The sequence below is a fragment of the Clostridium sp. AF20-7 genome, assembly GCF_003479275.1.
Lineage (GTDB): Bacteria > Bacillota > Clostridia > Lachnospirales > Lachnospiraceae > Otoolea > Otoolea fessa.
Window position 1 is genome coordinate 35,934 of sequence record NZ_QUGF01000014.1, and the last position, 23,578, is coordinate 59,511.

At 51.2% G+C, this 23,578-nt stretch carries 20 protein-coding genes; all 20 read left to right on the forward strand.

The window, feature by feature from the left end; genetic code table 11:
• The first annotated feature begins 98 nt into the window (after positions 1–98).
• The 20 genes from DWX68_RS13550 to DWX68_RS13645 all read left to right on the forward strand — a co-directional run bounded on the left by DWX68_RS13550 (position 99) and on the right by DWX68_RS13645 (position 23,359).
• Positions 99–1,448: a glucose-6-phosphate isomerase gene (locus DWX68_RS13550; RefSeq protein WP_107001753.1), complete on the forward strand. Its 1,350-nt coding sequence runs from the start codon at positions 99–101 to the stop codon at positions 1,446–1,448.
• 428 nt (positions 1,449–1,876) lie between these two features.
• Complete coding sequence (locus DWX68_RS13555; RefSeq protein ID WP_117796607.1) at positions 1,877–3,244, forward strand: ABC transporter substrate-binding protein; 1,368 nt, start codon at positions 1,877–1,879, stop codon at positions 3,242–3,244.
• 213 nt (positions 3,245–3,457) lie between these two features.
• Positions 3,458–4,348, forward strand: a complete 891-nt coding sequence (locus tag DWX68_RS13560) for a sugar ABC transporter permease (RefSeq protein ID WP_118629893.1) — start codon at positions 3,458–3,460, stop codon at positions 4,346–4,348.
• Positions 4,338–5,162 carry a carbohydrate ABC transporter permease gene (locus DWX68_RS13565; protein ID WP_022360021.1) on the forward strand — a complete coding sequence of 275 codons (825 nt, stop codon included), beginning with the start codon at positions 4,338–4,340 and terminating at the stop codon, positions 5,160–5,162. The genes DWX68_RS13560 and DWX68_RS13565 overlap by 11 nt, the downstream gene beginning before the upstream one ends.
• A 42-nt stretch (positions 5,163–5,204) precedes the next feature.
• A complete protein-coding gene (locus DWX68_RS13570) occupies positions 5,205–6,353 on the forward strand; it encodes an ABC transporter ATP-binding protein (protein ID WP_117796609.1) in 1,149 nt (382 codons plus the stop codon).
• 78 nt (positions 6,354–6,431) lie between these two features.
• Positions 6,432–7,235 carry a sugar phosphate isomerase/epimerase gene (locus DWX68_RS13575; protein ID WP_227589700.1) on the forward strand — a complete coding sequence of 268 codons (804 nt, stop codon included), beginning with the start codon at positions 6,432–6,434 and terminating at the stop codon, positions 7,233–7,235.
• Between the two features lie 150 nt (positions 7,236–7,385).
• A complete protein-coding gene (locus DWX68_RS13580; RefSeq protein ID WP_107001749.1) occupies positions 7,386–7,652 on the forward strand; it encodes a hypothetical protein in 267 nt (88 codons plus the stop codon).
• Positions 7,653–7,697: 45 nt separating this feature from the next.
• Complete coding sequence (locus DWX68_RS13585) at positions 7,698–8,792, forward strand: hypothetical protein (protein ID WP_117796611.1); 1,095 nt, start codon at positions 7,698–7,700, stop codon at positions 8,790–8,792.
• A 215-nt stretch (positions 8,793–9,007) separates the two neighbouring features.
• Positions 9,008–9,607: a spore protease YyaC gene (gene yyaC / locus DWX68_RS13590; protein WP_117796679.1), complete on the forward strand. Its 600-nt coding sequence runs from the start codon at positions 9,008–9,010 to the stop codon at positions 9,605–9,607.
• A 191-nt stretch (positions 9,608–9,798) separates the two neighbouring features.
• On the forward strand, positions 9,799–11,097 hold the full coding sequence (locus DWX68_RS13595) for a LysM peptidoglycan-binding domain-containing protein (RefSeq protein ID WP_117796612.1): 1,299 nt from the start codon (positions 9,799–9,801) through the stop codon (positions 11,095–11,097).
• 72 nt (positions 11,098–11,169) lie between these two features.
• On the forward strand, positions 11,170–12,453 hold the full coding sequence (locus tag DWX68_RS13600; protein WP_022360015.1) for a DUF5711 family protein: 1,284 nt from the start codon (positions 11,170–11,172) through the stop codon (positions 12,451–12,453).
• A gap of 46 nt (positions 12,454–12,499) precedes the next feature.
• Entirely contained in the window at positions 12,500–14,485 is a 1,986-nt protein-coding gene (tkt, locus tag DWX68_RS13605) for a transketolase (protein WP_118629895.1), read from the forward strand.
• A gap of 229 nt (positions 14,486–14,714) precedes the next feature.
• Positions 14,715–15,659 (forward strand): ROK family glucokinase, encoded by a 945-nt coding sequence (locus DWX68_RS13610; RefSeq protein ID WP_107001744.1) that lies wholly within the window; start codon positions 14,715–14,717, stop codon positions 15,657–15,659.
• A gap of 406 nt (positions 15,660–16,065) precedes the next feature.
• Positions 16,066–17,730, forward strand: coding sequence for a putative manganese-dependent inorganic diphosphatase (locus tag DWX68_RS13615; protein WP_118482330.1), 1,665 nt, complete (start codon positions 16,066–16,068; stop codon positions 17,728–17,730).
• A 94-nt stretch (positions 17,731–17,824) separates the two neighbouring features.
• Positions 17,825–18,100 (forward strand): type II toxin-antitoxin system HicB family antitoxin, encoded by a 276-nt coding sequence (locus tag DWX68_RS13620; RefSeq protein WP_107001743.1) that lies wholly within the window; start codon positions 17,825–17,827, stop codon positions 18,098–18,100.
• 12 nt (positions 18,101–18,112) lie between these two features.
• A complete protein-coding gene (locus DWX68_RS13625) occupies positions 18,113–18,799 on the forward strand; it encodes a flavin reductase family protein (protein ID WP_347475199.1) in 687 nt (228 codons plus the stop codon).
• Positions 18,796–19,332, forward strand: a complete 537-nt coding sequence (locus DWX68_RS13630; protein ID WP_022360009.1) for a shikimate kinase — start codon at positions 18,796–18,798, stop codon at positions 19,330–19,332. Before DWX68_RS13625 ends, DWX68_RS13630 begins: the two co-directional genes overlap by 4 nt.
• A gap of 196 nt (positions 19,333–19,528) precedes the next feature.
• Positions 19,529–20,809: a DUF1576 domain-containing protein gene (locus tag DWX68_RS13635; protein ID WP_107001742.1), complete on the forward strand. Its 1,281-nt coding sequence runs from the start codon at positions 19,529–19,531 to the stop codon at positions 20,807–20,809.
• A 101-nt stretch (positions 20,810–20,910) separates the two neighbouring features.
• Positions 20,911–22,590 carry a potassium/proton antiporter gene (locus DWX68_RS13640; RefSeq protein ID WP_117796614.1) on the forward strand — a complete coding sequence of 560 codons (1,680 nt, stop codon included), beginning with the start codon at positions 20,911–20,913 and terminating at the stop codon, positions 22,588–22,590.
• A gap of 217 nt (positions 22,591–22,807) precedes the next feature.
• Complete coding sequence (locus DWX68_RS13645; protein ID WP_117796615.1) at positions 22,808–23,359, forward strand: TetR/AcrR family transcriptional regulator; 552 nt, start codon at positions 22,808–22,810, stop codon at positions 23,357–23,359.
• The last annotated feature ends 219 nt before the right edge of the window (positions 23,360–23,578 follow it).

Consider the following 23,578-nt stretch of genomic DNA (forward strand, 5'->3'; position numbering starts at 1 on the left):
ACATGGGTGTCCAGATTGCTATAATAAAGATAAGTTAAGTTTTTGACAAAGTAATCACGCCGCCTGCGGACGGCTGAAATGCAAAGGAGAGGAAACATATGGGAAAAGATGTGATCTTTGATTATTCAAAAGCAGCTGCATTTATTCATGAGGAAGAGATCGCCGGTATCAAGGCGGGCGTGCAGGCGGCAAGAGAGACGCTGGTAGAAAAGACCGGCGCGGGCAATGATTTCCTTGGATGGATCGACCTTCCGGTGGACTATGATAAGGAAGAGTTCGGACGCATCAAAAAAGCTGCGGAGAAGATTCAGAAGGATTCCGATGTCCTGCTGGTAATCGGTATCGGCGGTTCGTATCTGGGCGCAAGAGCGGCGATCGAGTTCCTGTCCCATAGTTTTTACAATAATCTTCCGAAAGAAAAAAGAAAAACACCGGAGATTTACTTTGTTGGCAACAGCATTAGCAGCAAATACATCCATGATCTGATGGATTTGGTCGATGGAAAAGATTTCTCTATCAATATTATTTCCAAGTCCGGTACGACAACGGAGCCGGCGATCGCATTCCGTGTATTTAAGGAGATGCTGATTGAGAAATATGGTAAAGAAGAGGCAAACAAGCGAATCTACGCGACGACAGACCGGGCGCGGGGCGCACTCAAGAATCTGGCAAATGAAGAGGGCTACGAGTCCTTCGTGGTTCCGGATGATGTTGGCGGTCGTTTCTCCGTCCTGACGGCAGTCGGTCTGCTTCCGATCGCGGTCAGCGGCGCGGATATAGATGCGTTGATGCAGGGCGCGGCAGACGCGAGAAAGAATGCACTGGAGACTCCGTTTGAGAAGAATTCTGCTCTGTTATATGCGGCGGTCCGCAACATTCTGCTCCGGAAGGGCAAACAGGTCGAGATTGTGGCAAACTATGAGCCGAGCCTGCACTATGTATCGGAGTGGTGGAAACAGCTCTACGGCGAGAGCGAGGGCAAGGATCAGAAAGGTATTTTCCCGGCAGCGGTTGATTTAACGACCGATCTTCATTCGATGGGTCAGTTCATCCAGGATGGCGCGAGAATCATGTTTGAGACAGTTCTGGAAGTGGCTGAATCTCCGGCGGAGATCATTTTGAAGAAAGAAGATGTTGACACGGACGGTATGAACTATCTGGCTGGCAAGAGCGTGGATTTCGTCAACAAGAGTGCGATGAACGGCACGATTCTGGCACATACCGACGGCAGTGTGCCGAACCTGAAAGTGACGATCCCGGCGATGGATGCATACAGCTTGGGACAGCTCTTCTATTTCTTTGAATTTGCCTGCGGCGTCAGCGGATACCTTCTGGGTGTCAATCCATTCAACCAGCCGGGCGTAGAGAGCTATAAGAAAAATATGTTTGCACTGCTTGGCAAACCGGGCTATGAGGAAGCGAGAGAGGCGCTGCTTAAGAGACTGTAGGGGGCGGACATATAAAAAAGTATGCGTTCTGCGGCATTCTCTCCGGCATGTTCCATGAAGGAAACTGCAGCCCGGATATAAACATAGAAAACGGAACATAGAATAAAAAACGCTTTTATCAGCAAAAACTGATAGAGGCGTTTTTTTGTGTAATAGGAAATTCCTTGGAATTCCCCATTACACAAAAAGGCACATTCTTTTATGCCGCAGAACCTCGAAAAAACAATTTTCAAAAATTATAGATAATTTTTACATAAATCACCTCCTGCATTTTACAAACCATCTTTAAGATAGAATCTGGACACAGCACAAGTGATTTGACAGAAGAGAAGCGCGGCAAAGGACTCCCGATCACGATTTTGACATAGATGGCTGGTTCCAAGGTAAGACAGACTGGGAGATGGGACACCGCAGCAGGAGGAGAACGAATGAAGGTAAGTATGAGACGTCTGATGGCGCTTGCGATGGCAGGCACGATGACATTGATGGCAGGATGCAGCCAGGCATCCAGCTCGGCGACAGGAAGCAGCGACACACAGAGCGCGTCCGGAGAGAGCGGGGCAGAGAAGGCGGCATCCGGCGATAAAACGGTGATTGAATACTGGCACTGTAACGCAGAAACCCAGGGAGGTCTGGTCGTAGACGATCTGGTAAAGAAATTTAATGAGGAAAATGATCACATCGAGGTAGTAGCGAAATACAACCCGGATATGTACAAAGGTCTGATGCAGAATCTGCAGGCGGAAGCGGCGACCGGAAATACACCGGCGCTTGTTCAGATTGGCTGGGCATTTCTGGATTATTTCTCCAATAACTTTGACTATGTGGCGCCGCAGGATGCGATTGATAAATTCGACAGCGAGGATGCAAATTTCTTAACCGACAATTTCCTTCCAAATGTCTTAGACCTGGCGGTCAACAGCAACGGCGAGCAGGTCGGAATCCCGTACTCCTTAAGCAGCCCGGTTCTCTACATCAATAAAGATCTCTTAAAAGAAGCGGGCCTTTCCGAAGATGGACCGGAGACCTGGCAGGAAGTACAGGAATTTGCCGAGGCAGTCAAAGAGAAGACAGGAAAATATGGTTTCTATATGCAGGAACCGGCAGACTTCTGGGCGCAGCAGGCATTGGTTGAGAGCGCGGGAGCGGATATGTTGACTGCGGATGCATCCGGCAAGAAAAAAGCAAGCTTTGCAACCGAGGACGGCATTGCGGCAATGCAGATGATGCAGGATATGGTAAAAGATGGTTCTGCCCTTCATGTTTCATGGGAAGAGGGCTGCCAGAGCTTTATCGACGGCAACTGCGCGATGCTCTACACCACCATTGCGAGACGCGCTTCCGTACAGAAGGGGGCACAGTTTGACGTAGCAACCGTGAAATCCCCGCTGTGGAACGACAAGGAGCGCAAGGTTCCGGCAGGCGGCTGTTTCTTAGCCATCACCGCGCAGAGCGACGAGCAGATTCAGGCGGCATGGGAGTTTGAAAAGTATCTTTACAGCGTAGAATCAATGGCAGCATGGACCGAGGGAACCGGTTATGTACCGCCGAGAAAAGATGTGGCAGAGGCAGAAAATGGATTGAAAGATTTTCTGGCTGAGAACACAATGATGAATGCAGCGATTGAGCAGATGGACGGCGTTGTATCATGGACCGCATTCCCGGGCGATGCAGGCCTTGAGGCAGAGCAGCTTCTTCTGGATATGAGAGACCAGATTCTGGGCGGTCAGGTATCTGCGAAAGATGGTATGACGAGCACACAGGATGCGATCAACCAGCTGCTGGATGCACAGTAGGGACAGGCAGCCTGACGCTTGGAACGGCTTTCGGGTGGCAGAAAAATCATTACAAAATTTAGGACAGAAATGAGAATGGGGTTGTTGCGGAATAGCAGAACGTGTTTTGGCAGAATGGACTGCGTGCAGATAAGACGCAGGAAGCGGCCGGAGCGCGAAAGAGCTGTTTGGCGGCAGCCCCTTCATAAAATGCATTGGAATGGAGGAAATAGTTTGAATCGGGAGGACAAAAAACAGGCAGCGCTTGGATATGTTTTTTTGCTGCCGTCGCTCATCATGTTTGCGGTATTTATGTTTTATCCGCTTTTTTACACGCTGTATTTGAGTTTTTTTGAGTGGAACATGGTAAAGCCGGTCAAGAAGTTTGTGGGACTGGGGAATTATATTTCCGTTTTGAAGGATCCGAATACATGGAAAATCTTTGGCAATACATTCTGGTACATCGTGATTCTTCTGGTGTTTAACTTTGTGATGCCGTACATTTTATCATTCATTCTTTCGTGCGTCATCAAAAAGGGACAGAGTTTTTACAAGGCGGTCTTTTTCCTGCCGAGTGTGATTTCGCTGGTCGTCGGCTCGATTCTGTATACATGGATTCTGAATCCGATTTCGGGTCCGGTCGCGATTGTGGCAGGCTGGTTTGGGCTGAAACTGCCGTTTTGGTCGAAAACGGAGGGCTGGGTCATCGCGGTACTCTGTATTATCACGACCTGGAAGACGTTTGGCTACAATTTCATCAACATCCTAGCGGGCGTCTCCGGTGTCTCAATGGAGGTCATCGAGGCGGCGCGTCTGGAAAATGTGCCGATGTGGAAGATTTTTAAGGATATCGTCGTGCCGATGAGTTCTGCAACTGGAATCTATGTGTTTATTACGACGATCGTGCAGGGACTCCAGTATGTGTTCACGCCGATCAAGGTCGTCACACAGGGAGGACCGAACTATGCCAGTTCGAACCTGATTTATATGTCGTACCATGAGGCGTTTACACTCTATAAAACAGGAACTTCCTCGGCGGTATCGGTCATGACGATGGCACTCTTTATCATTCTTTTGGTGCTGGAATTCCGGTTTGTAGAAAAGGGGGTTTACTATGAAAACTAAAGACAGACAGATCGGCTGGCATCTGTTTCTGGTGGTGGTCGTTTTCCTCCTTCTGATGCCGATCGTATTTGCAATTTCCAACTCTTTCAAGACGATGCAGGAGGCGTTCAACACGGTTTTTCAGGTGATTCCGCTGCATCCGACGCTGGAAAATTATCGGCATGTATTTGACAAACTGCCGTTTGTGAAAATCACGCTGAATACGTTTCTGATCGCATCGACGGTCACGATTTTTAAGACAATCACGGGACTTCTGGCGGCGTATGCGTTCGTCTATTTCCGGTTTAAGGGAAAAGGATTTTTGTATTTTATTATGTTAAGTACGCTGTTCATCCCGTTTACGGTCACGATGATTCCAAATTATCTTCTGATCTCTAAAATCGGTCTGCGCGATCGTATCTGGGGCGTCGCACTGCCGCAGCTGGCGGATGTGCTGGGAATTTTCCTGCTGCGCCAGGCAATGCGTGGAATCCCGCTGGCACTCATTGAGGCGGCACGGATGGAAAATATCCGGCACATGAAAATCATGCGCGACATTGTGATTCCGCTGGTGCGTCCGTCCATCATTTCCACCGGCATCATTTTCTTTATCAATTCGTGGAATGAATATGTGTGGCCGGTGCTGATCTTAAAATCCAAGGAAAATTATACGCTGTCGCTGGCATTGCAGATGTACATCAGCGCCGAGGGCGGTACGGAATTTACGATCGCGATGGCGGTGTCGGTGCTCACGATGCTGATTCCGCTGGTACTGTATATCATTTTCCAGCGCTATATCATCAATACATTTGCGGCGTCTGGATTGAAGGGATAATGGGAGATTGCGCTGGACATAAGAAAGGGATAGATTAATTCAATGAAAAATATTGTATTTGAAAATGTTAAAAAAGCGTATGGCAAAAATGTGGTCGTGGAGGACCTCTGCATGGAGGTAAAGGAGGGCGAACGCCTGATTTTATTAGGTCCGTCCGGCTGTGGAAAATCGACGACACTTCGCATGATTGCGGGACTGGAAAATGTGACCGCCGGAAACCTGTGGATGCGCGACCAGGTGGTAAATGATGTGCCGTGCGGCGAGCGCGGTGTCTCGATGGTGTTTCAAAACTATGCGCTGTTTCCGCATATGAGCGTCAAGAATAATATCATATATGGTTTAAAAGCGCACAAGATGGATGAGAACGAGATCGATGCGCGCTTAAAAGAAGTCCTCAAAATGCTGGAACTGGAAGGGCTGGAGGATCGGAAGCCGAAGGAGCTTTCCGGCGGACAGCGCCAGAGAGTGGCATTGGCGAGAGCCGTGGTAAAGCGCGCCGACTATTTCCTTCTGGACGAGCCGCTGTCAAACCTGGATGCACAGCTTAGGATGCGTGCGAGAAAAGAACTGGTAAAAATCCATGAAATGTACCACCCGACGTTAGTCTACGTTACGCACGACCAGATCGAGGCGATGACGGTTGGCGATCGGATCGCGCTCATGTACCGGGGCAAGATGGAAATGCTCGATACCCCGTCACACGTGTACAATCGTCCGGCAAGCGTGTTCTGTGCGAAGTTTATCGGTTCGCCGTCCATGAATATCGTGGAGGCGGAATATCATAACGGGGCGCTTGTCATCGGGAAGCAGAAGGTAGAACTTCCGGGTATCTGGCAGCGGATCGCCGCGCAGTGCCCGTCGGGACTGCTGTACGCCGGTGTCCGCCCGGAACACGTGATGATGAGCCGCACCCCGCAGGAGCGGTCGATCGAGGGCATGGTCCGTTACGTGGAGGATTACGGAAACCGGTACGGTGTTTATATTCAGGTCGAGGGAGACAAGAACGAGCTGATTGCCATCCGCGAGGGCGAGATTCCACAGCCGGGTGAGAAGGTATACATCCATGTGGAGACGGAAAAGCTGCATCTGTTTGACCGCGGGACGGAGAAATCGCTCGGTTACCCGGAGATGGTGATCCGCGCACAGGAAAAGCTGGCGGTGCCGAAATTGGAAAAGGCGATCGCCCAGTAAGAATAGAGATAATAGAGCGAAAAAAGTGTTTTCAAAACAAGATTATGAACGTATATTTTGAAGAGGAGACATGCAATCATGAGAAAAATTCTTATCAGCACTAATATGTATAAAGGCAGCGAGTTCGGTCAGGTTCTTCCGTATCTCAAACGGTTTCCTGGACAGGTGGGAGTCGAGGTGTTTCCGATGTTTCATGAGGAATGCTTTGAGAAGAACCTGCGGGACGCCATGCCGCTCTTAAAGGAAGTCCCGGTCAGCTTCCATGGTCCATATTATCAGGCAGAGCATTCGGCAGCGGAGGGGACTGTAGAGTATGCGCGCACGATGGAGCTGCTTGAAAAGACGCTTTCGTATGCGAAAGAGCTTTCAAGCAAATATCTCGTTTATCATCACAACAACTGCCGCATCATACCGGGCGAGAAGGAAGACCGCGTCCGTGTTTCCTGTGAAAATTATTACACCGTGAAACAGCTGTGTGAGGAGGCGGGAACCCAGGTGGTCGTGGAGAATGCCGGAGTTCTGGAGCGCGGAAACCGTCTCTTCGATGAGCAGGAATTTATCGATCTGTGCCGCCGGGAACAGTATGCGGTGCTCATCGACATCGGGCACGCCTGGGCGAACGGCTGGTCGCTTAAGCGGGTCGTAAACGCGCTGGCGGACCAGATTGTGGCGTACCATCTCCACAACAACGACGGTGTCCACGACAGCCATCAGAGGATTCATGAGGGAACACTTGATTTTGACTGCTTTTTAAAATTGGCAAAGCAGGCGACGCCGGATGCCGAGTGGGTCATGGAGTATGCGATGGACGTTTCTGGAAATGTGCGGGGGATTGAGGAAGATCTGCAGTTTCTTTTGAAAATGGGAAGTGCTGCACGATGACACAGTGGCAGTGAATTTTGCCGAAAAGCCCCGCCTTGTCAACTCTTAAAAAAGCTGATATACTGGACATAAGATTGTGAGAAAAGATGTCCGGAGAGAACATCCGGACACGGTAAAAATGAAATTTGACAGCGGGAAAGGAACGGCAGGATGTTTCGTCTTTGGGGAAAAATGATGAAGGAAAACCGGATGCTTAGGGATATTGTGATCAGCAACGGTGATTATACAATGTCGAGAACGGCGATGGTGTTTGACGCGATCGACCAGATTTGCTATGCCTTTGATCTGGGGCATCCGGTCTGGCTGGATAAGACGATCGAGGAGTTCAAACGTCACGATAAGGCGCGTTTTACCCAGGACAACTTTATCGAGAGCATCGATTTCGATTATCTGGAGATACAGGTGCTGGAAGAATAAAGGGCAGGCAGCCGTTACAAAAAGACAAAGACCGGGAGGGGCGAGATGGCACAGGCGATAACGGATGTGAAAACATTTCTGGAAGACGCCAGACAGGCAGTGGTGGAGCTGGCGGAGTTTGAAAAACAGGAGGAGACGCTTGCTCAGGAAGAGAAAAAGCGTCTGCGCGTGCTGGAGACGGAGCGGAAAGCGGTGGCGGATGCCGTGAATTCGACCGTGAAAAAGCGCCGGGATGAGATTGAAAAAAGCTATGACGATGAGCTTGGGAAGCTGCAGGATAAGCTGAAACGCACGCGGACACGCCGCGAAAAGGCGAAAAACCAGGGCATCAAGGAGCGGATTAAGGAAGAAACGCAGGAGCTTCACGCGCACAACCGAGAGCTTGCCGTGCGGATGCGGACGCTGTTCCAGTCGGATCGTGTTCCATTTGTCTGCAAAAGCCCACTGTACTATGCGCTGTATTTTCCGAGGGGATTCAAAGAATTTCTGACGGTGTTGATTACCTTTGCGATCTGTTTCCTGTTGATCCCGTGCGGCATCTACAAGCTGCTTCCAGAACAGAAGACTTTATACCTGGCGATGATCTACGGCGTGGATGTGGTTGTTTTTGGCGGACTGTATATCCTGATTGGAAACTGGACGAAGGATCGCCATCTGGCGGCGCTGCAGGAAGGACGTTCGATCCGCAGTCTGATCGCGGCGAACAACCGCAAGATCGCGGTGATCACCTCCTCGATCCGTCGGGATCGCAGTGAAGCGCTCTACGATCTGGAAAAATACGACGATGAGATCTCCCAGATGGAGCAGGATCTGGAGGAGACGGCGAAGAAGAAAAAGGACGCATTAAACACCTTCGAAAATGTGACAAAAACCATCCTGACCGATGAGATCACCAGCAACAGCCGTGCAAAGCTCGAACAACTCAAAGAAGGCCATCAGGAGGTCGAGAGCCGCCTGCACTATACCGAGACGGTAATCAAGGAAAAGAGAATCTTTATCACAGATACCTACGAGTGCTACTTAGGCAAGGAATTTCTGAATCCAGAAAAGTTGGACGCGCTAAAACATATTCTGGATAACAGCACAGCCGTTAATTTAAGCGAGGTCATCGCAGAGTACCGCGAACGCGGCGGAAAGTAAACTGTGGAAATTATTTCATAAAAATAAATAATTAGATATAGGAACAACCAGAAAAAAGATGTGACACCGGGCGCTGTAAAGCTGCCTTCTGTCACATCTTTTTTCGTCCGTGTATATATCCTTCAATTTTCGCATAATTTCCTGCCACCCCGCCTATAATAAAGGTAAAACAACCCCTGTCCAACAGGCAGGGAGAAAACAGGACGGTGTGGGAGATGAACAGACGGGGACGCAGCCGGTTCGGTGGCAGTCCGGAGATATATTACTACAATTCAGCCCGCCGGGACGCGGTGGGAGAGCTGGCAGGGCAGTTAAGTGGGCTGATTCAGGAAGAAATGACCCGAAGGCATAAAAAGAAACTGGTTTTCCTCTGCATCGGCACGGATCGCTCGACCGGAGACAGTCTGGGACCGTTGATCGGATATAAACTCAAACAGGAACGGCGGCGCGGTACGCTGGTATTCGGAACACTTGATCGCCCCGTGCACGCGATGAACCTGGAACATTACGTGCAGGTTTTAAAAAATGGGTACCCGGATGCGTTGGTGGTGGCGGTCGATGCCTCGGTTGGCGATGAAAACCATATCGGCTATGTCACGCTGGGGCGTGGGGCTTTAAAGCCGGGGCTTGGCGTCTGCAAGGAGCTTCACGCGGTCGGAGATCTCTTTATCACCGGGATCGTGGCGGGCTGCAGCCATTACGATCCGATGATGCTGCAGAGTATCCGCCTGGCACTCGTTATGCAGCTGGCAGACTGCATCAGCGCGGGGATCGGGCTTGTCGAAAATTTTTGCCTGGATGCTGCCTCCGTTTGACAAATTTTGCATGCAATCGGCGTTATGATAGGCGGAAAGAAATTCATCATACTCCTGAAATTACGGAAAATCATGTTACTGTATTTGAGCAGGTATTTTCAGCACTGAAAATGCTGCACGGTGCAGCAATCAAATCATGGAAGCAAGTACAGACCCGGTTTCAGGAGAATCTATCATAGCGGGGTGAACATATGGGAGAATATTCTGGTTCCCGCGCAGAACTGCCGAAAAATATCCGGCAGATCGGCGAGCGGGATGAGGTGGTCCGGTTGTATGTGGAGGATTATGTAAACACGTATTTGAAACAGGTATATCCATCCGGCGGACCGGGACTCCGGGTCGGGCTGCTGCTCGGAAATTCGGATCCACAGCAGGAGGTTCCGTGCCTCTTTGTGGACGGGGCGCTGGAGATGGAGGAGGTTGTGCCGTCCGGGGAGAAGATTGTCTTTTCGGAGGCGGCATGGAAAAAGGCATACCAGCGGATGGAGGAGACATTTCCGAAAAAGACCGTGCAGGGGTGGTTTATCTGCGGCGCGCCGGGGTGTATGTTAAGTCCCCTGACCTACTGGCGGCTGCACAAGCAGTATTTCGGTGGGAAAAACCAGCTCATGTACATAAACAGCGGTGTGGACGGTGAGGCGGCATACTATGTGATGTCGGAGGACGGGTTTTACCGTTTGAAAGGATATCATATATACTACGAGAAAAACCAGATGATGCAGGACTATATGATTCTGCGGAAGGACGCCCGCCGGGTGGAGACAGGCACCGGCGATCGGGTGATCCGCGATTTCCGTAACCGGATGGAAGAGCGGCAGCAGGAGGCGGCGTCGCGTTACGGGACGATCCGGGCGCTGGGGACGCTGTGCGGCGTGCTTTCGGTCGCGGTGCTTGCCGGCGGCGTGGTGCTTTTCGGCAATTACCAGAAAATGCGCGAGATGGAGAGTGTGCTGGTATCCGTCCTCCCGGATGGTGTGCGGGGCACTGCGGACGGGAAAGAGGCGGTCACGGTGGAACAGCTCCGCGGTAGTGTGACGCCGCTTGAGAGCAGCGATGTGGATGCAGACGGAACAACAGCGGAAAACGGAGGACAGGCGCATAAATGGACACTTGAGAGCGCGGCGGATGGAGATACAGAGGGCACTGCCATAGCAGGCAGACAGAATGGACAGGCTTCCGGCGGGCAGAGCGAAGAGGACGGAAAAATGGCGGAGACGAAAGCCCCGTACATTTTGCCGGAGCCGGAGGCACAGCGCGACCTGCCGAATCCGGGCGGCAATTCGACGGCGGGACAGGACTATCCGGTCACAAACTTGAAGCCCGGCGGCACGTACACGGTCGGGGACGGGGAGACACTCTATGGGATCTGTTTTAAGCTTTATGGTAATATCCGTCATCTGGACGATATCCTTGCGGTCAACCATCTGACCGATGAAAACCGCATTATCGCAGGGCAGACGCTGGTGCTGCCGGATGTGTCCGGAGAATAGCAAAAAGATAATGCCAAACCATCTAAAATAGTGTATAATCAAGATGGCAGTCCAGCTACAGGAGATAAAAAAATGAGTGAGATGAACCCGATTGAACGGGAACAGAAGAAAAAGCAGCTGAGAGGGCGTGTGATCGACACCGCCACGCAGGACATGTTTCCCCGCCGGGGCATAAGCCACGGGGAAAATGAGGAAGAGGTGGCGGAGAAAGCCGAGCGCCATTCCAGACGGAAACGTCTCCGCAGGGTGCTGACGGCGGTGTTAATCGCGGCGCTTTTGGCGGCTGGTTTTATGTATTATAAAGATAACCATGCCTACACGGACTATACGGTAGCGTGGGAAAAAGAGATTGCGGCGAGTGAGAGCAGCACGACGGAATTTGTTCCATTTGGGGAAAATGTCCTGAAATATACGAAGGACGGAGCTTCCTATCTGGACAAGTCCGGCAAGGCGGTCTGGTCGATGAGTTATGAGCTGAAATCACCAATCTGCTATGTCAACGGCGATTATGCCGTGATCGGGGACCAGCAGGGCAATGATATTTATATTGTGGACAAGACCGGAAGCCAGGGACAGGCGACGACGCTTCTGCCGATCCTGCGCGTCAGCGTATCGGCATACGGCATCGTGGCGGCGCTGGTGGAGGACAGCAATGCTTCGTATGTGACCTTTTTCAAGAAAGACGGCAGCGAGCTTGACTGGGCGATCAAGACGGTTATGTCGGGAAATGGTTACCTGATGGACGTTTCCTTATCGCCGGATGGTACGCAGGTCATGCTTTCCGACCTGTATCTGCAGGACGGGGCACTCAAAAACCGGATTGTATTTTACAATTTCTCCGAATATGGAAAGAATTATCCAGACCGTCTGGTCGGAGGTTTTGATGAGCTGGGAGACAGCATCTGTCCGCGCGTCCGGTTTCTCGATGAGGATCACGCGTGTGCATTTGCGGATGATCAGGTGGCATTTTTCTCTTTGGAAAATGTAACAAGCCCGGCGCTGGTGCGCCAGGCGGAGATCGACGGGGAAGTCCGCGGCGTGGCATGGTCGAAGGACTATGTGGCGGTCATCTCGGACAACACCGAGGGCGGAAGTGAGAGCCGTTTGAGCATGTTTAAATCCGATGGAACCGCTATGGGTACGGCAGATTTCTCGTATTCGTGGCGTAACATAAATATACAGGGCGATTTCGTCATCCTAAATAACGAAAATTCCTGTCGGGTCTACAGTCTGTCCGGCAAGGAGCGGTTTGCCGGGGAGTTTGATTTCTCTGTGGCGCAGGTAACACGCGGCCGCGCGTTCAATTCACTGATTATCAGCGGCGGCGACCGGATGCGCGAGATCCGCCTCAAATAACACACGTTTAGTTTTTAAAATTAAGATACATAGCAGGAGGTTACTTATGAATCAGATTGACACATTATCCGTAAACGCGATCCGGATTTTATCCGCAGACGCAATCCAGAAGGCAAATTCCGGTCATCCGGGACTTCCGCTGGGATGTGCAGCAGCGGCTTATGAACTGTGGGCACATCATATGAACCATAACCCAGCCAACCCGAAGTGGGAGAACAGAGACCGTTTCATCTTATCCGGCGGTCATGGTTCCATGCTGCTTTACTCTCTGCTGCACCTGTTTGGCTACGGAAATCTTTCCAAAGAAGATCTGATGAACTTCCGCCAGTTAGATTCCAAGACTCCGGGACATCCGGAATATGGTCATACCGTTGGCGTTGAGGCGACGACCGGTCCGCTGGGCGCAGGTATGGGTATGGCAGTCGGCATGGCGATGGCTGAGGCACATCTGGAAAGCGTATTCAACAAAGAAAATTATCCGGTAGTTGACCATTATACCTATGTATTGGGCGGCGATGGATGTATGATGGAAGGCATTTCCTCTGAGGCATTCTCTCTGGCAGGTACCCTGGGACTTTCCAAGCTGATTGTTCTCTATGATTCCAACCGCATCTCCATCGAGGGAAGCACCGACATCGCATTCCGTGAGAATGTACAGGAGCGTATGCAGGCATTTGGTTTCCAGACGATCACGGTAGAAGATGGCAATGATATCGACGCGATCGGCAAGGCGATCGAGGCTGCAAAGGCAGATACCGAGCATCCGTCCTTTATCACCATCAAGACGCAGATCGGCTTCGGCTGCCCGGCAAAACAGGGCAAGGCGAGCGCACACGGCGAGCCGCTGGGCGTAGAGAATGTGGAAGCACTCAGAAAGAACTTAAACTGGCCGAGCGAAGAGCCGTTCTTTGTACCGGAAGAGGTATACAAAAACTACTCCGAGATCGCAGAGCAGAAGGCAGAGGTAGAAGCTGCATGGAACGTGATGTTTGCCGCTTACTGCGAGGAATATCCGGAGATGGAAGCACTCTGGAACCAGTACCACAATGCAAAGGCAGGCGAGGCGCTGAAAGATGACGCCGGATTCTGGGCAAAACAGGAAAAACCGGAAGCAAGCCGTGCGATCTCCGGACGCCTGATCAACTACATCAAGGATGTTCTGCCGAACCTGTTTGGCGGTTCTGCTGACCTAGCACCGTCCAACAAGACCAACATGAAGGATGCGGGCGACTTCTCCAAGGAGGACAGAGCTGGACGTAACCTGCACTTCGGTGTCCGCGAACTTGCGATGGCAGCGATCGGAAATGGCATCATGCTGCACGGCGGTCTGCGTGCGTATGTATCGACCTTCTTTGTATTCAGTGATTACTGCAAACCGATGGCAAGACTGTCTGCACTGATGGGCGTGCCGCTGACCTATGTATTTACGCATGACAGCATCGGCGTTGGCGAGGATGGACCGACCCATGAGCCGATCGAGCAGATGGCAGCGCTGCGTGCGATGCCGAACTTCCATGTATTCCGCCCGTGTGATGCGACCGAGACAGAGGCAGCCTGGTACAGTGCTGTTACTTCCGAGCACACACCGACCGCACTGGTGCTGACCAGACAGAATCTGGAGCCGATGGCAGGCAGCAGCCGTGAGGCATTAAAGGGTGGCTACATCATCGACGACTGCGAGGGCACACCGGAGTTAATTCTGATTGCCAGCGGTTCCGAGGTGGCTCTGGCGGTTCATGCAAAAGAGACTCTGGCAGCAGAAGGTCAGAAAGTCCGCGTTGTCTCCATGCCGTGTATGGATCTGTTCGAGGAGCAGAGCGAGGAGTACAAGGAGTCCGTACTTCCGAGAGAAGTACGCCGCCGTGTAGCAGTAGAGGCGCTTGGAAGCTTCGGCTGGGACAAGTACATCGGTTTAGACGGCAAGATCATCGCGATGGAAAGTTTCGGCGCCAGCGCACCGGCAGGGCTTCTGTTCAAGAAGTTCGGCTTTACCGTTGAGCATGTGGTAGAGGTGGCTAAGAGCCTGAAATAATGCTGATTTTGGTAAAAAAATAAGATAAAAGACAGGCACCTGTCTGTCGGCAGAAAAGAATGCGGTACCGCTTAAGCAGAAATGCGCCTTTCTCCGGCAGGCAGGTGTATTTTGCTTTCCAAACCTTGCAAAACGGGGATGCATTGCGTATAATAAGAGCCAGCGCAGAAAAAAGATGAGGGCATAGAAGAAAGGCTGCCAGTGCAGCCGTAAGGGAAGGGATCCAGACATGGAAAAAAAATGTATTGGGATAGACGTCGGCGGAACGACGGTTAAGATTGGTATTTTTGAGACGGACGGAACGCTTGTTTATAAGTGGGAGGTTCCGAGCCGCAAGGAAGAGAATGGGGCGTACATTCTTCCGGATGTAGCCGCTTCGATCAGGAAGAAATTGAACGAGCAGGGAATTCCGATGGATGCCGTGATCGGCGCAGGCATGGGATTTCCGGGACCGGTGCAGCCGGACGGCTATGTGGAGGTCTGCGTCAACTTAGGATGGCGCGATCTGAACCCGCAGAAGATTTTGAGTGAGTTATTAGATGGAATGCCGGTCCGCTCCGGTAATGATGCTAATGTGGCGGCGCTCGGCGAGATGTGGCAGGGCGGCGGCAAGGGCTGCCATGATATCGTGATGGTGACGCTGGGAACCGGTGTCGGCGGCGGCGTGGTACACGATCAGAAGATCGTTGCAGGACGCCACGGACTGGGCGGTGAGATCGGTCATATCCATATCCGCGAGGGCGAGAAAGAGACCTGCAACTGCGGCGGACACGGCTGTCTGGAACAGGTAGCGTCAGCGACCGGCATCGCCAGGGAAGCGAGACGGAAGATGGCGGCAAAGCCGGATGCGTCGGTGATGCGTGCCTACGGTGATGCGATCACCGCAAAAGATGTGCTGGATGCGGCAAAAGCCGGGGATGCACTGGCGCTGGAGGTTATGGACACCGTGTGCTATTATCTCGGATGGGCGCTGGCGACCATTTCGATGACCGTGGATCCGGAGATTTTCGTCATCGGAGGCGGCGTATCCAAGGCGGGGACTTTTTTAACGGATTGGATTGACCGCTATTACCGCGAATTGACCCCGATCTCTGAGAATAAGGGCGAGGTTCGCCTGGCAACATTGGGAAATGATGCAGGTATCTATGGGGCGGCAAGACTGATCTTAGATTAGGCGTAACTGTGAAGGTGCTGAACAGTTACGATTAGACGCCTTGTTTTGAGTGACAGAGTGCAGGGTAAAGGGGCTGGACGTTTGAAGAAAATAGGGATAGAAAAACGTTCAGATATGCCGAAAAATGCTGTAGACAAGAGGAGACCCCGGAGCGGTCAAGCATCCGGGGCAATTATGAAAAATCTATGTGCAAAATCACTATAAAACAAATTTGAAAAGTGAAATCTTTTATGCTTTTAGTATAAAAATAAGATATGAATAAAATATGAACACCGTGTAAACAGATTATGAAAATTGGCGATTTTGTACAAAAAAGTTTCATGAATCAGAGGTTTCTCTATCAAAACAGAGGATAGAAAGAAAAATGGCAGAATTTGCAGCGCACGGTGCGAATCAGGAGGAAAAAATGGCAGCAGAAAAAGCAAAGAAAACGATTGTAATTGGACATAAAAACCCGGATACGGATTCGATTTGTTCTGCAATCGGCTATGCGAATTTCAAAACACTTCAGACGGGCGGCGAATATGTACCGTGCCGTGCCGGAGAACTGAACCCGGAGACAACCTTCGTACTGGATTACTTTAAGGTAGATGTGCCGAAACTGATTAAATCCGTCAAAACGCAGGTCAAGGATATTGAGATCCGCGAGACTCCAGGTGTTTCCAAGAATATTTCCCTGAGAAAAGCATGGAACCTGATGCAGGAGGACGGTCTGGTAACACTTCCGGCTGTTACCGATAAGAATATATTGGAAGGTCTGATCACAGTCGGCGATATCACCCGTTCTTATATGAATGTATACGACAGCAGCATTCTTTCCAAGGCATGCACCCAGTATGCAAATATCATCGAGACCCTGGAGGGCGCGATTTTTGTTGGCGATGAGAAAGCGTACTTTGATAAAGGAAAAGTCCTGATTGCGGCAGCTAATCCGGATATGATGGAATATTATATTGAAGAGAACGACCTGGTTATCCTCGGCAACCGCTATGAGTCGCAGCTGTGCGCGATCGAGATGGGCGCAAGCTGTATCATCGTGTGCGAGGGCGCTGGCGTTTCCATGACGATCAAAAAACTGGCACAGGAGCGCGGCTGTACCGTCATCACAACTCCGTATGATACCTACACGGCAGCTCGTCTCATTAACCAGAGTATGCCGATCAGCTATTTCATGAAGACTGAGAAGCTGATCACCTTCGATACAGATGATTTCATCGATGATATTAAGGATGTGATGGCAAGCAAGCGTTTCCGTCATTTCCCGGTACTCGATAAAGAAGGCAAATACAAAGGCCTGATTTCCCGCCGTAACTTACTGGGTGCGCGCGGCAAGAACGTGATTCTGGTCGATCACAATGAGCGCGGTCAGGCGGTAGACGGCATCGAGAATGCCAATATCCTGGAACTGATTGACCACCATCGTCTGGGTACTGTGGAGACAGTCGGACCGGTCTTCTTCCGTAACCAGCCGCTGGGCTGTACGGCAACGATCATCTTCCAGATGTACCGCGAACAGGGGCTGGAGATCGACAAGACCATCGCAGGTCTGCTCTGCAGTGCGATCATCTCCGATACGCTTCTGTTCCGTTCTCCGACCTGCACACCGATGGATCGGGCGGCAGCGGTTTCTCTGGCTGAGATGGCAGGCATCAAGCTGGATGAGTTCGCAAACCAGATGTTTGAGGCAGGCAGCGAGTTAAAGGGCAAGAGCGATGCAGAGATTCTGTATCTGGATTTCAAGAAATTCTCAGCTGGAAAGACAAACTTCGGCGTCGGTCAGATCAACTCCCTGAATGCAGAGGAGCTTGGAAAGCTGAAGAACCGTATGCTGCCGTTTATGGAGAAGGCGCGTGAGGACGAAGGGCTGGATATGATCTTCTTCATGCTGACGAATATCCTGACGGAGACGACCGAACTTCTCTGTGTTGGACAGGGAGCGGCACAGGTTGTGGCAGATGCGTTCCATGTAGGCGATGCAAATGAAGAGCTGAAGCAGACGGCAACACTGCCGGGCGTTGTTTCCAGAAAGAAACAGCTGATTCCGGCACTGACAGTGACACTGGAGCAGTAAATCAGGTGACGGTGCGCGGACGGGATTGTTTCATACGGAAAATCCAGTGATAGTTCGTGCAGGGCAGAAAGGTCGGACGGAAAGGAAGGATACCATGACATTTGTATATCCGGCGGTTTTTACGCCTAAGAAAGATGGAAAAGGGTATGATGCATATTTCCCGGATTTGGAGTGCTGCGAGGCGGAAGGTCCGGATCTGGAGGATGCGGTGGAAAATGCGCGGGAGGCAGCGTACAACTGGATCAGCCTGGAGCTGGAGGAAGAGGGCGATCTGCCGGCACAGACGCATATCGATGATATGAGCCTGCCGGAAGGAAGCATGGTGAAACAGATCATGGTCCGGATCAAACTTCTCCCGGACAACGATTAAGAGGATATAGGGATGGCACAGAAGAGAGCGGCTGGAAAGCCAGAAGAGCGTCGCCGGGGAGGAGCAAGGCAGAACCCGAAAGGACAGTTGAAAAAACGGATGGAGACCCGGAACACTCCGGGACCGCGCGCCCAGTGGAAGCCGGGCAATATGATTTATCCGGTTCCGGCGGTGCTGGTCACAGTGGCGGACTGCGAAGGAAACAGCAACATCATCACGATTGCCTGGACGGGCACGATCTGTACGAACCCGCCGATGGCGTACATTTCGGTGCGCCCGGAGCGCTATTCTTACCATATGCTGCGGGAGAGCGGTGAGTTTGTCATCAACCTGGCGACGGAGTCGATGGCGTATGCGACCGATTACTGTGGCGTCCGCTCCGGCAGGAATGTGGATAAATGGAAGGAGACAGGGCTCACACCGGTTCCGGCGCAGACGGTGAAAGCACCGGTGATCGCCGAAAGCCCGGTCGCGATCGAGTGCCGGGTGACCGAAGTCAAGGAACTGGGGTCACATCATATGTTTCTGGCAGAGGTAACGGGTGTCAGCGTGGACGAGCAGTGGCTCAACGAGCGCGGCAGCCTGGAGCTTGCAAAGGCGGAACCGATTGTGTATTCGCATGGCGGCTATTATGGGCTTTCAGAGCTTCTTGGAACATTTGGATGGAGTGTAAAGAAAAAGAAGAGGTGCCAAAGATGAAAAATAATGTAACCTTGATTGGTATGCCGTCCGCAGGAAAGAGCACGGTCGGAGTGCTTTTAGCAAAGAGACTGGGCTATTCCTTTATAGATGTGGATCTGCTGATTCAGGAACAGGAAGGTAAGCGTCTGCGCGAGATCATCGAAGAACAGGGACTGGACGGATTTCTCGATGTGGAGAACCGCGTCAACGCGGGGGTGGAAGCCGAGCAGGCGGTCATCGCACCGGGTGGCAGCGTGATCTACGGAAAGGAAGCGATGGAACATTTAAAATCCATCGGACTGGTTGTCTATCTGAAAATTACCTATGACGAGCTGGTAAAACGCGTCGGCGATGTCAAGGACCGCGGCGTGGCGCTGAAAGACGGCATGACACTTCTGGATCTCTACCATGAGAGGATCTCGTATTTTGAGAAATACGCGGACATCACGATCGACGAGGAAGGTAAAGAGCTGGGGGCGGTGGTTGATGAGCTGCGCGAAATATTGGAAGAGCGCGGTTATGTGCTGGGAAGTGCGCCGGAGGAAGAGTAACAATTTCACATGAGAATGGGGGCAGCCGGTTCTGTCGGACGGGTTTCATAACGGGTTACAGTGAGAAAAAAATCAGTTGCAAAACAGTTGAAAATCCAATACAATAGAATAGTAACCATTTTTATAGAATGTTAACAGTCGGGGGTGCAAAGATGCGGAATCTTTTTTGCATCCCTTTTTTGAAAGGTGTGCGTATATGACTACAGTGAAATCTCTGTCCAGAGAGATGAAATTCTTTCTTCTGGCACTGATTCCGATCTATTTCATTTCAGTGGGGCTGATTATACAGCCGTTTGACTCCATTGTGACTGGTATCTATGAAATCATAAGGGAACCGGATTTCCTGATCACCGATTATATTGCGGTCGGCGGCATGGGAGCCGCGTTTGTCAATGCCGGGATGATGGCGCTTATCAGCATCTACTTTGTCTATAGTCTTGGGATGGAGATGGACGGGCATACGATCACATCCTGCTGTCTGATGTTTGGATTCTCTTTGTTCGGAAAAAATCTGATGAATATCTGGGCGATTTTTCTGGGTGTATTTCTCTATGCAAAATATCATAAAATGCACTTATCCAACTATATTTATGTCGGCATCTACGGAACGAGCCTGTCTCCGATCATCACACAGCTGATGCACGTGGTGGAGCTGCCGCTCTGGCAGCGCTTCTGTGTGACGATTCTGGTGGGAATCTGTATCGGATTCGTGCTTCCACCGCTCGCGACGCATTCCCACTATGCCCATAAGGGATATTCCCTTTATAATGTGGGATTTGCCTCTGGTATCATTGCGACGGTCCTGGTCTCCACGTTTAAGTCCTTTGGAATTGAGACGGAGGCGCGTCTTATATGGTCCTCCGGCAATGATGCGATGCTTTTAGGGCTGCTATTTGTCCTGTTTGCAGGCATGTCGGTGGTGGCAGTGCTGTGGCGCGGAAAAGATACGCTTTTAGGCTATGAAAAACTCCTTGCGACAACGGGAATCGGCGGTACCGATTACCTGCTGGAATTGGGCGGTGCGGTGACGCTTCTCAACATGGGACTCAATGGTCTGTTTGCGACCTTCTTTGTGCTGGCAGTCGGCGGAAACCTAAATGGACCGACGATCGGCGGAATCTTTACCATCGTTGGATTCAGTGCGACTGGAAAACATTTGCGGAATATTTTCCCGATCATGGCGGGCGTCTGCATTGCGAGTACCGTCCGGGCGTGGGATATCACGAATCCGTCGGCACTTCTGGCGCTGCTCTTTTCCACGACGCTGGCGCCGATCGCCGGAGAGTTTGGAATTTTATGCGGCGTGTTAGCCGGTTTTCTGCACGCGTCGGTGGCGCTCAATGTCGGGATCGTGTATGGGGGCATGAACCTCTATAACAATGGATTTGCGGGCGGTATCGTCGCAATGTTCCTGGTGCCGGTGATCCAGTCGATCCGCGACCGGAGGGCGCGGGCGAAGGGAGATCTGTCGCTGTAAGATTTCCTCTTTTTAATGGAATCTTAACACGAAAGAGGCATAGAGATATTGTATCATTATAAAAACACCACATTTATGATACCTACTAAACATAGAAAGGAATGATACATATTTCAACTTCATTTGCGCTTCTGGTCGTAGCGATTATTATCCTTGTCTGCATCGCGGGAAGCCGTCTTTCGGGGCGGCTGGGGGTGCCGACGTTGTTTATTTTTATTATGCTGGGAATGCTGTTTGGATCGGACGGTATTTTTAAGATTCCATTCGGCAATTTTGCACTGGCGGAACAGGTCTGCTCGGTGGCACTGATTTTTATTATGTTTTACGGCGGGTTCGGCACGCGCTGGAGTGAGGCGAAGCCGGTCGCGGGGCGGTCGATTTTGTTATCCTCGGCGGGTGTAGTGCTGACGGCGTTTTTGACCGGGCTGTTTTGTCATCTGGTGCTTAAGATGGCATTGATGGAAGGAATGCTTCTCGGCGCAGTTCTTGGATCGACCGATGCGGCATCCGTGTTCTCGATCCTGCGTTCGCGCAAGCTGAACCTCAAATACGGCACGGCATCCATGCTGGAGTTAGAGAGCGGAAGCAACGACCCGTTTGCGTACATGATGACGGTGATTCTGCTGTCTGCGATGACGGGGAGTGTGAGCGGCGGTTCGGCGGTTCTGCTTTTGATCCGCCAGCTCGCATTTGGGCTTTTGACCGGCGCGGCGGTCGCGTGGCTGGTGACATGGCTTTTAAAGCGGTATGCCTTTTATGGCGAGGGATTTGACACGATCTTTGTCTTTGCGGCGGCAATCATTTCCTACGCGCTTGCATCCCAGATTGGCGGAAATGGCTACCTAAGCGTGTATCTGACCGGTATTATCCTTGGAAATCAGGAGCTGAAGAACCAGAAAGCGCTGGTTGGCTTCTTTGATGCGTTTACCGGCATGATGCAGATGCTTCTGTTTTTCTTACTGGGACTTCTGGCGTTTCCCTCGCAGATGCCGTCGATCGTGCTTCCGGCGATCGCAATCGCATTGTTTTTAACATTTGTGGCGCGTCCGGCGGCGGTTGGCTTGCTGCTCGCACCGTCGAAACCGCCGATCGGGCAGTATCTGGTTATTTCCTGGGCGGGTCTGCGCGGTGCGGCGTCAATCGTATTTGCGATCATGGCGACGCTCAGTGAGGGATATATGAAATATGATATATTCCACATCGTGTTCTGCGTTGTTTTATTTTCCATCATTTTTCAGGGTTCGCTGCTTCCGAAGGTGGCAGAAAAATGCGACATGATCGACAACTCGACCGATGTCATGCGGACGTTCTCAGACTATACGGGCGATATGCAGATTCAGTTCGTGCAGCTTCCGATCGGGGACAATCATCCGTGGAAAAACCGTAAAATCTGTGAGATTGAGATGCTTCCGGGTATGTTAATCACAGTGATCCGGCGCGGCGCGCAGACGATTGTGCCCAAAGGGCAGACTGTAATTCTGGAAGGGGATACCGTCGTCTTGGGTGCAGAGGGCTTTACGGACAGCCAGGGAATCCTTTTAAAAGAGATTCTGATGACACCCGATCACCGCTGGTGTGGTAAGAAGATCGCGGAGGCGCGCTTCTATAAGAATACGATCATTGTGATGATAAAGCGGGGCAGCCAGATCGTCATTCCAGACGGCGGTACGCAGATACTGGAAGGCGACCGGGTGGTTGTATACTCGCAGAAACTGCCGCAGGTGGAAGGGCGTGTGAAGCACGAAAGCGGACCGTCCGTATCGGCTGCTGTCCACAAATAAGCACGTTTGCGTGAACAGTAACGTGGATTCATCGTTACTGTTCACGGGTAGGCACTTTTGGAACCGAAAGTGCCGTAAGAAAACGTGGTGGCAGCAGGAATTTGCCGTATTTGAATGCGAGATTCATCGCAGGAACATGGAAATTTCAGGCAATACTTGCAGTTTGTTGAATTATAAACTATACTTAAACAACAACGGTTTGCCGGAGGAAAAGAGTATGCAGCAGGGAAATACGAAGGAACGGATTGTAGAGGCTTATATCGAGCTGGAGTCGGAAAGACCGGTCGAGAAGATCACGGTTACGGCGCTGGTTGAGCGGAGCCGGATCACAAGAAAAACATTTTATTATTACTTTAAAGATATATATGATTTGATGGAATACCGGATGGAACGCGAGATGAAGCGCATCATGGAAGAGACGATGAGCCAGCCAGATCCGGAGAAGGCGCTGACACAGCTTTATATGTATATCATGGAAAACCAGAAGCATATCCGGGCATTGTCCGAGTCGGTACAGTTCATGGCGCTGCGCCGTCAGATGGGAGAAAAGGTGTACCAGTATTTTTATAACCATCTGGAGCGGATTGGTATGTTTAAGAACCTGACGATGCCGGAGGCGGCGATGGCGGTGCAGATCATCATTTTCTCGGTTATGGGAGTTGCGTTTGACGCGCCGTTTAAGGATGAGGCGGATGTGAAGGAGCGCGTCGCCACGTTCATGAGCGTGATCCGCAAATGCACCGGGTGCGACCCTATGCAGGTCCGTTAGGAAAGCAGGTTTCCGGCAGTTTAGAATTATTGTAACTGTTCAGTAGGTCTGCGCATTTACTGCGCTGACCGTACGAAAACATGGGCCAGCAGGCAAAAATCCCATTGCCGTAGGCAATTTTTAATGGATTTTTGCGCGTGACTGTGAAGGTACTGAACAGTTACGAATTATTATCAATTAGAAAATGGAACAAGGAAACGCAGGAGGAATCAGCGGTAT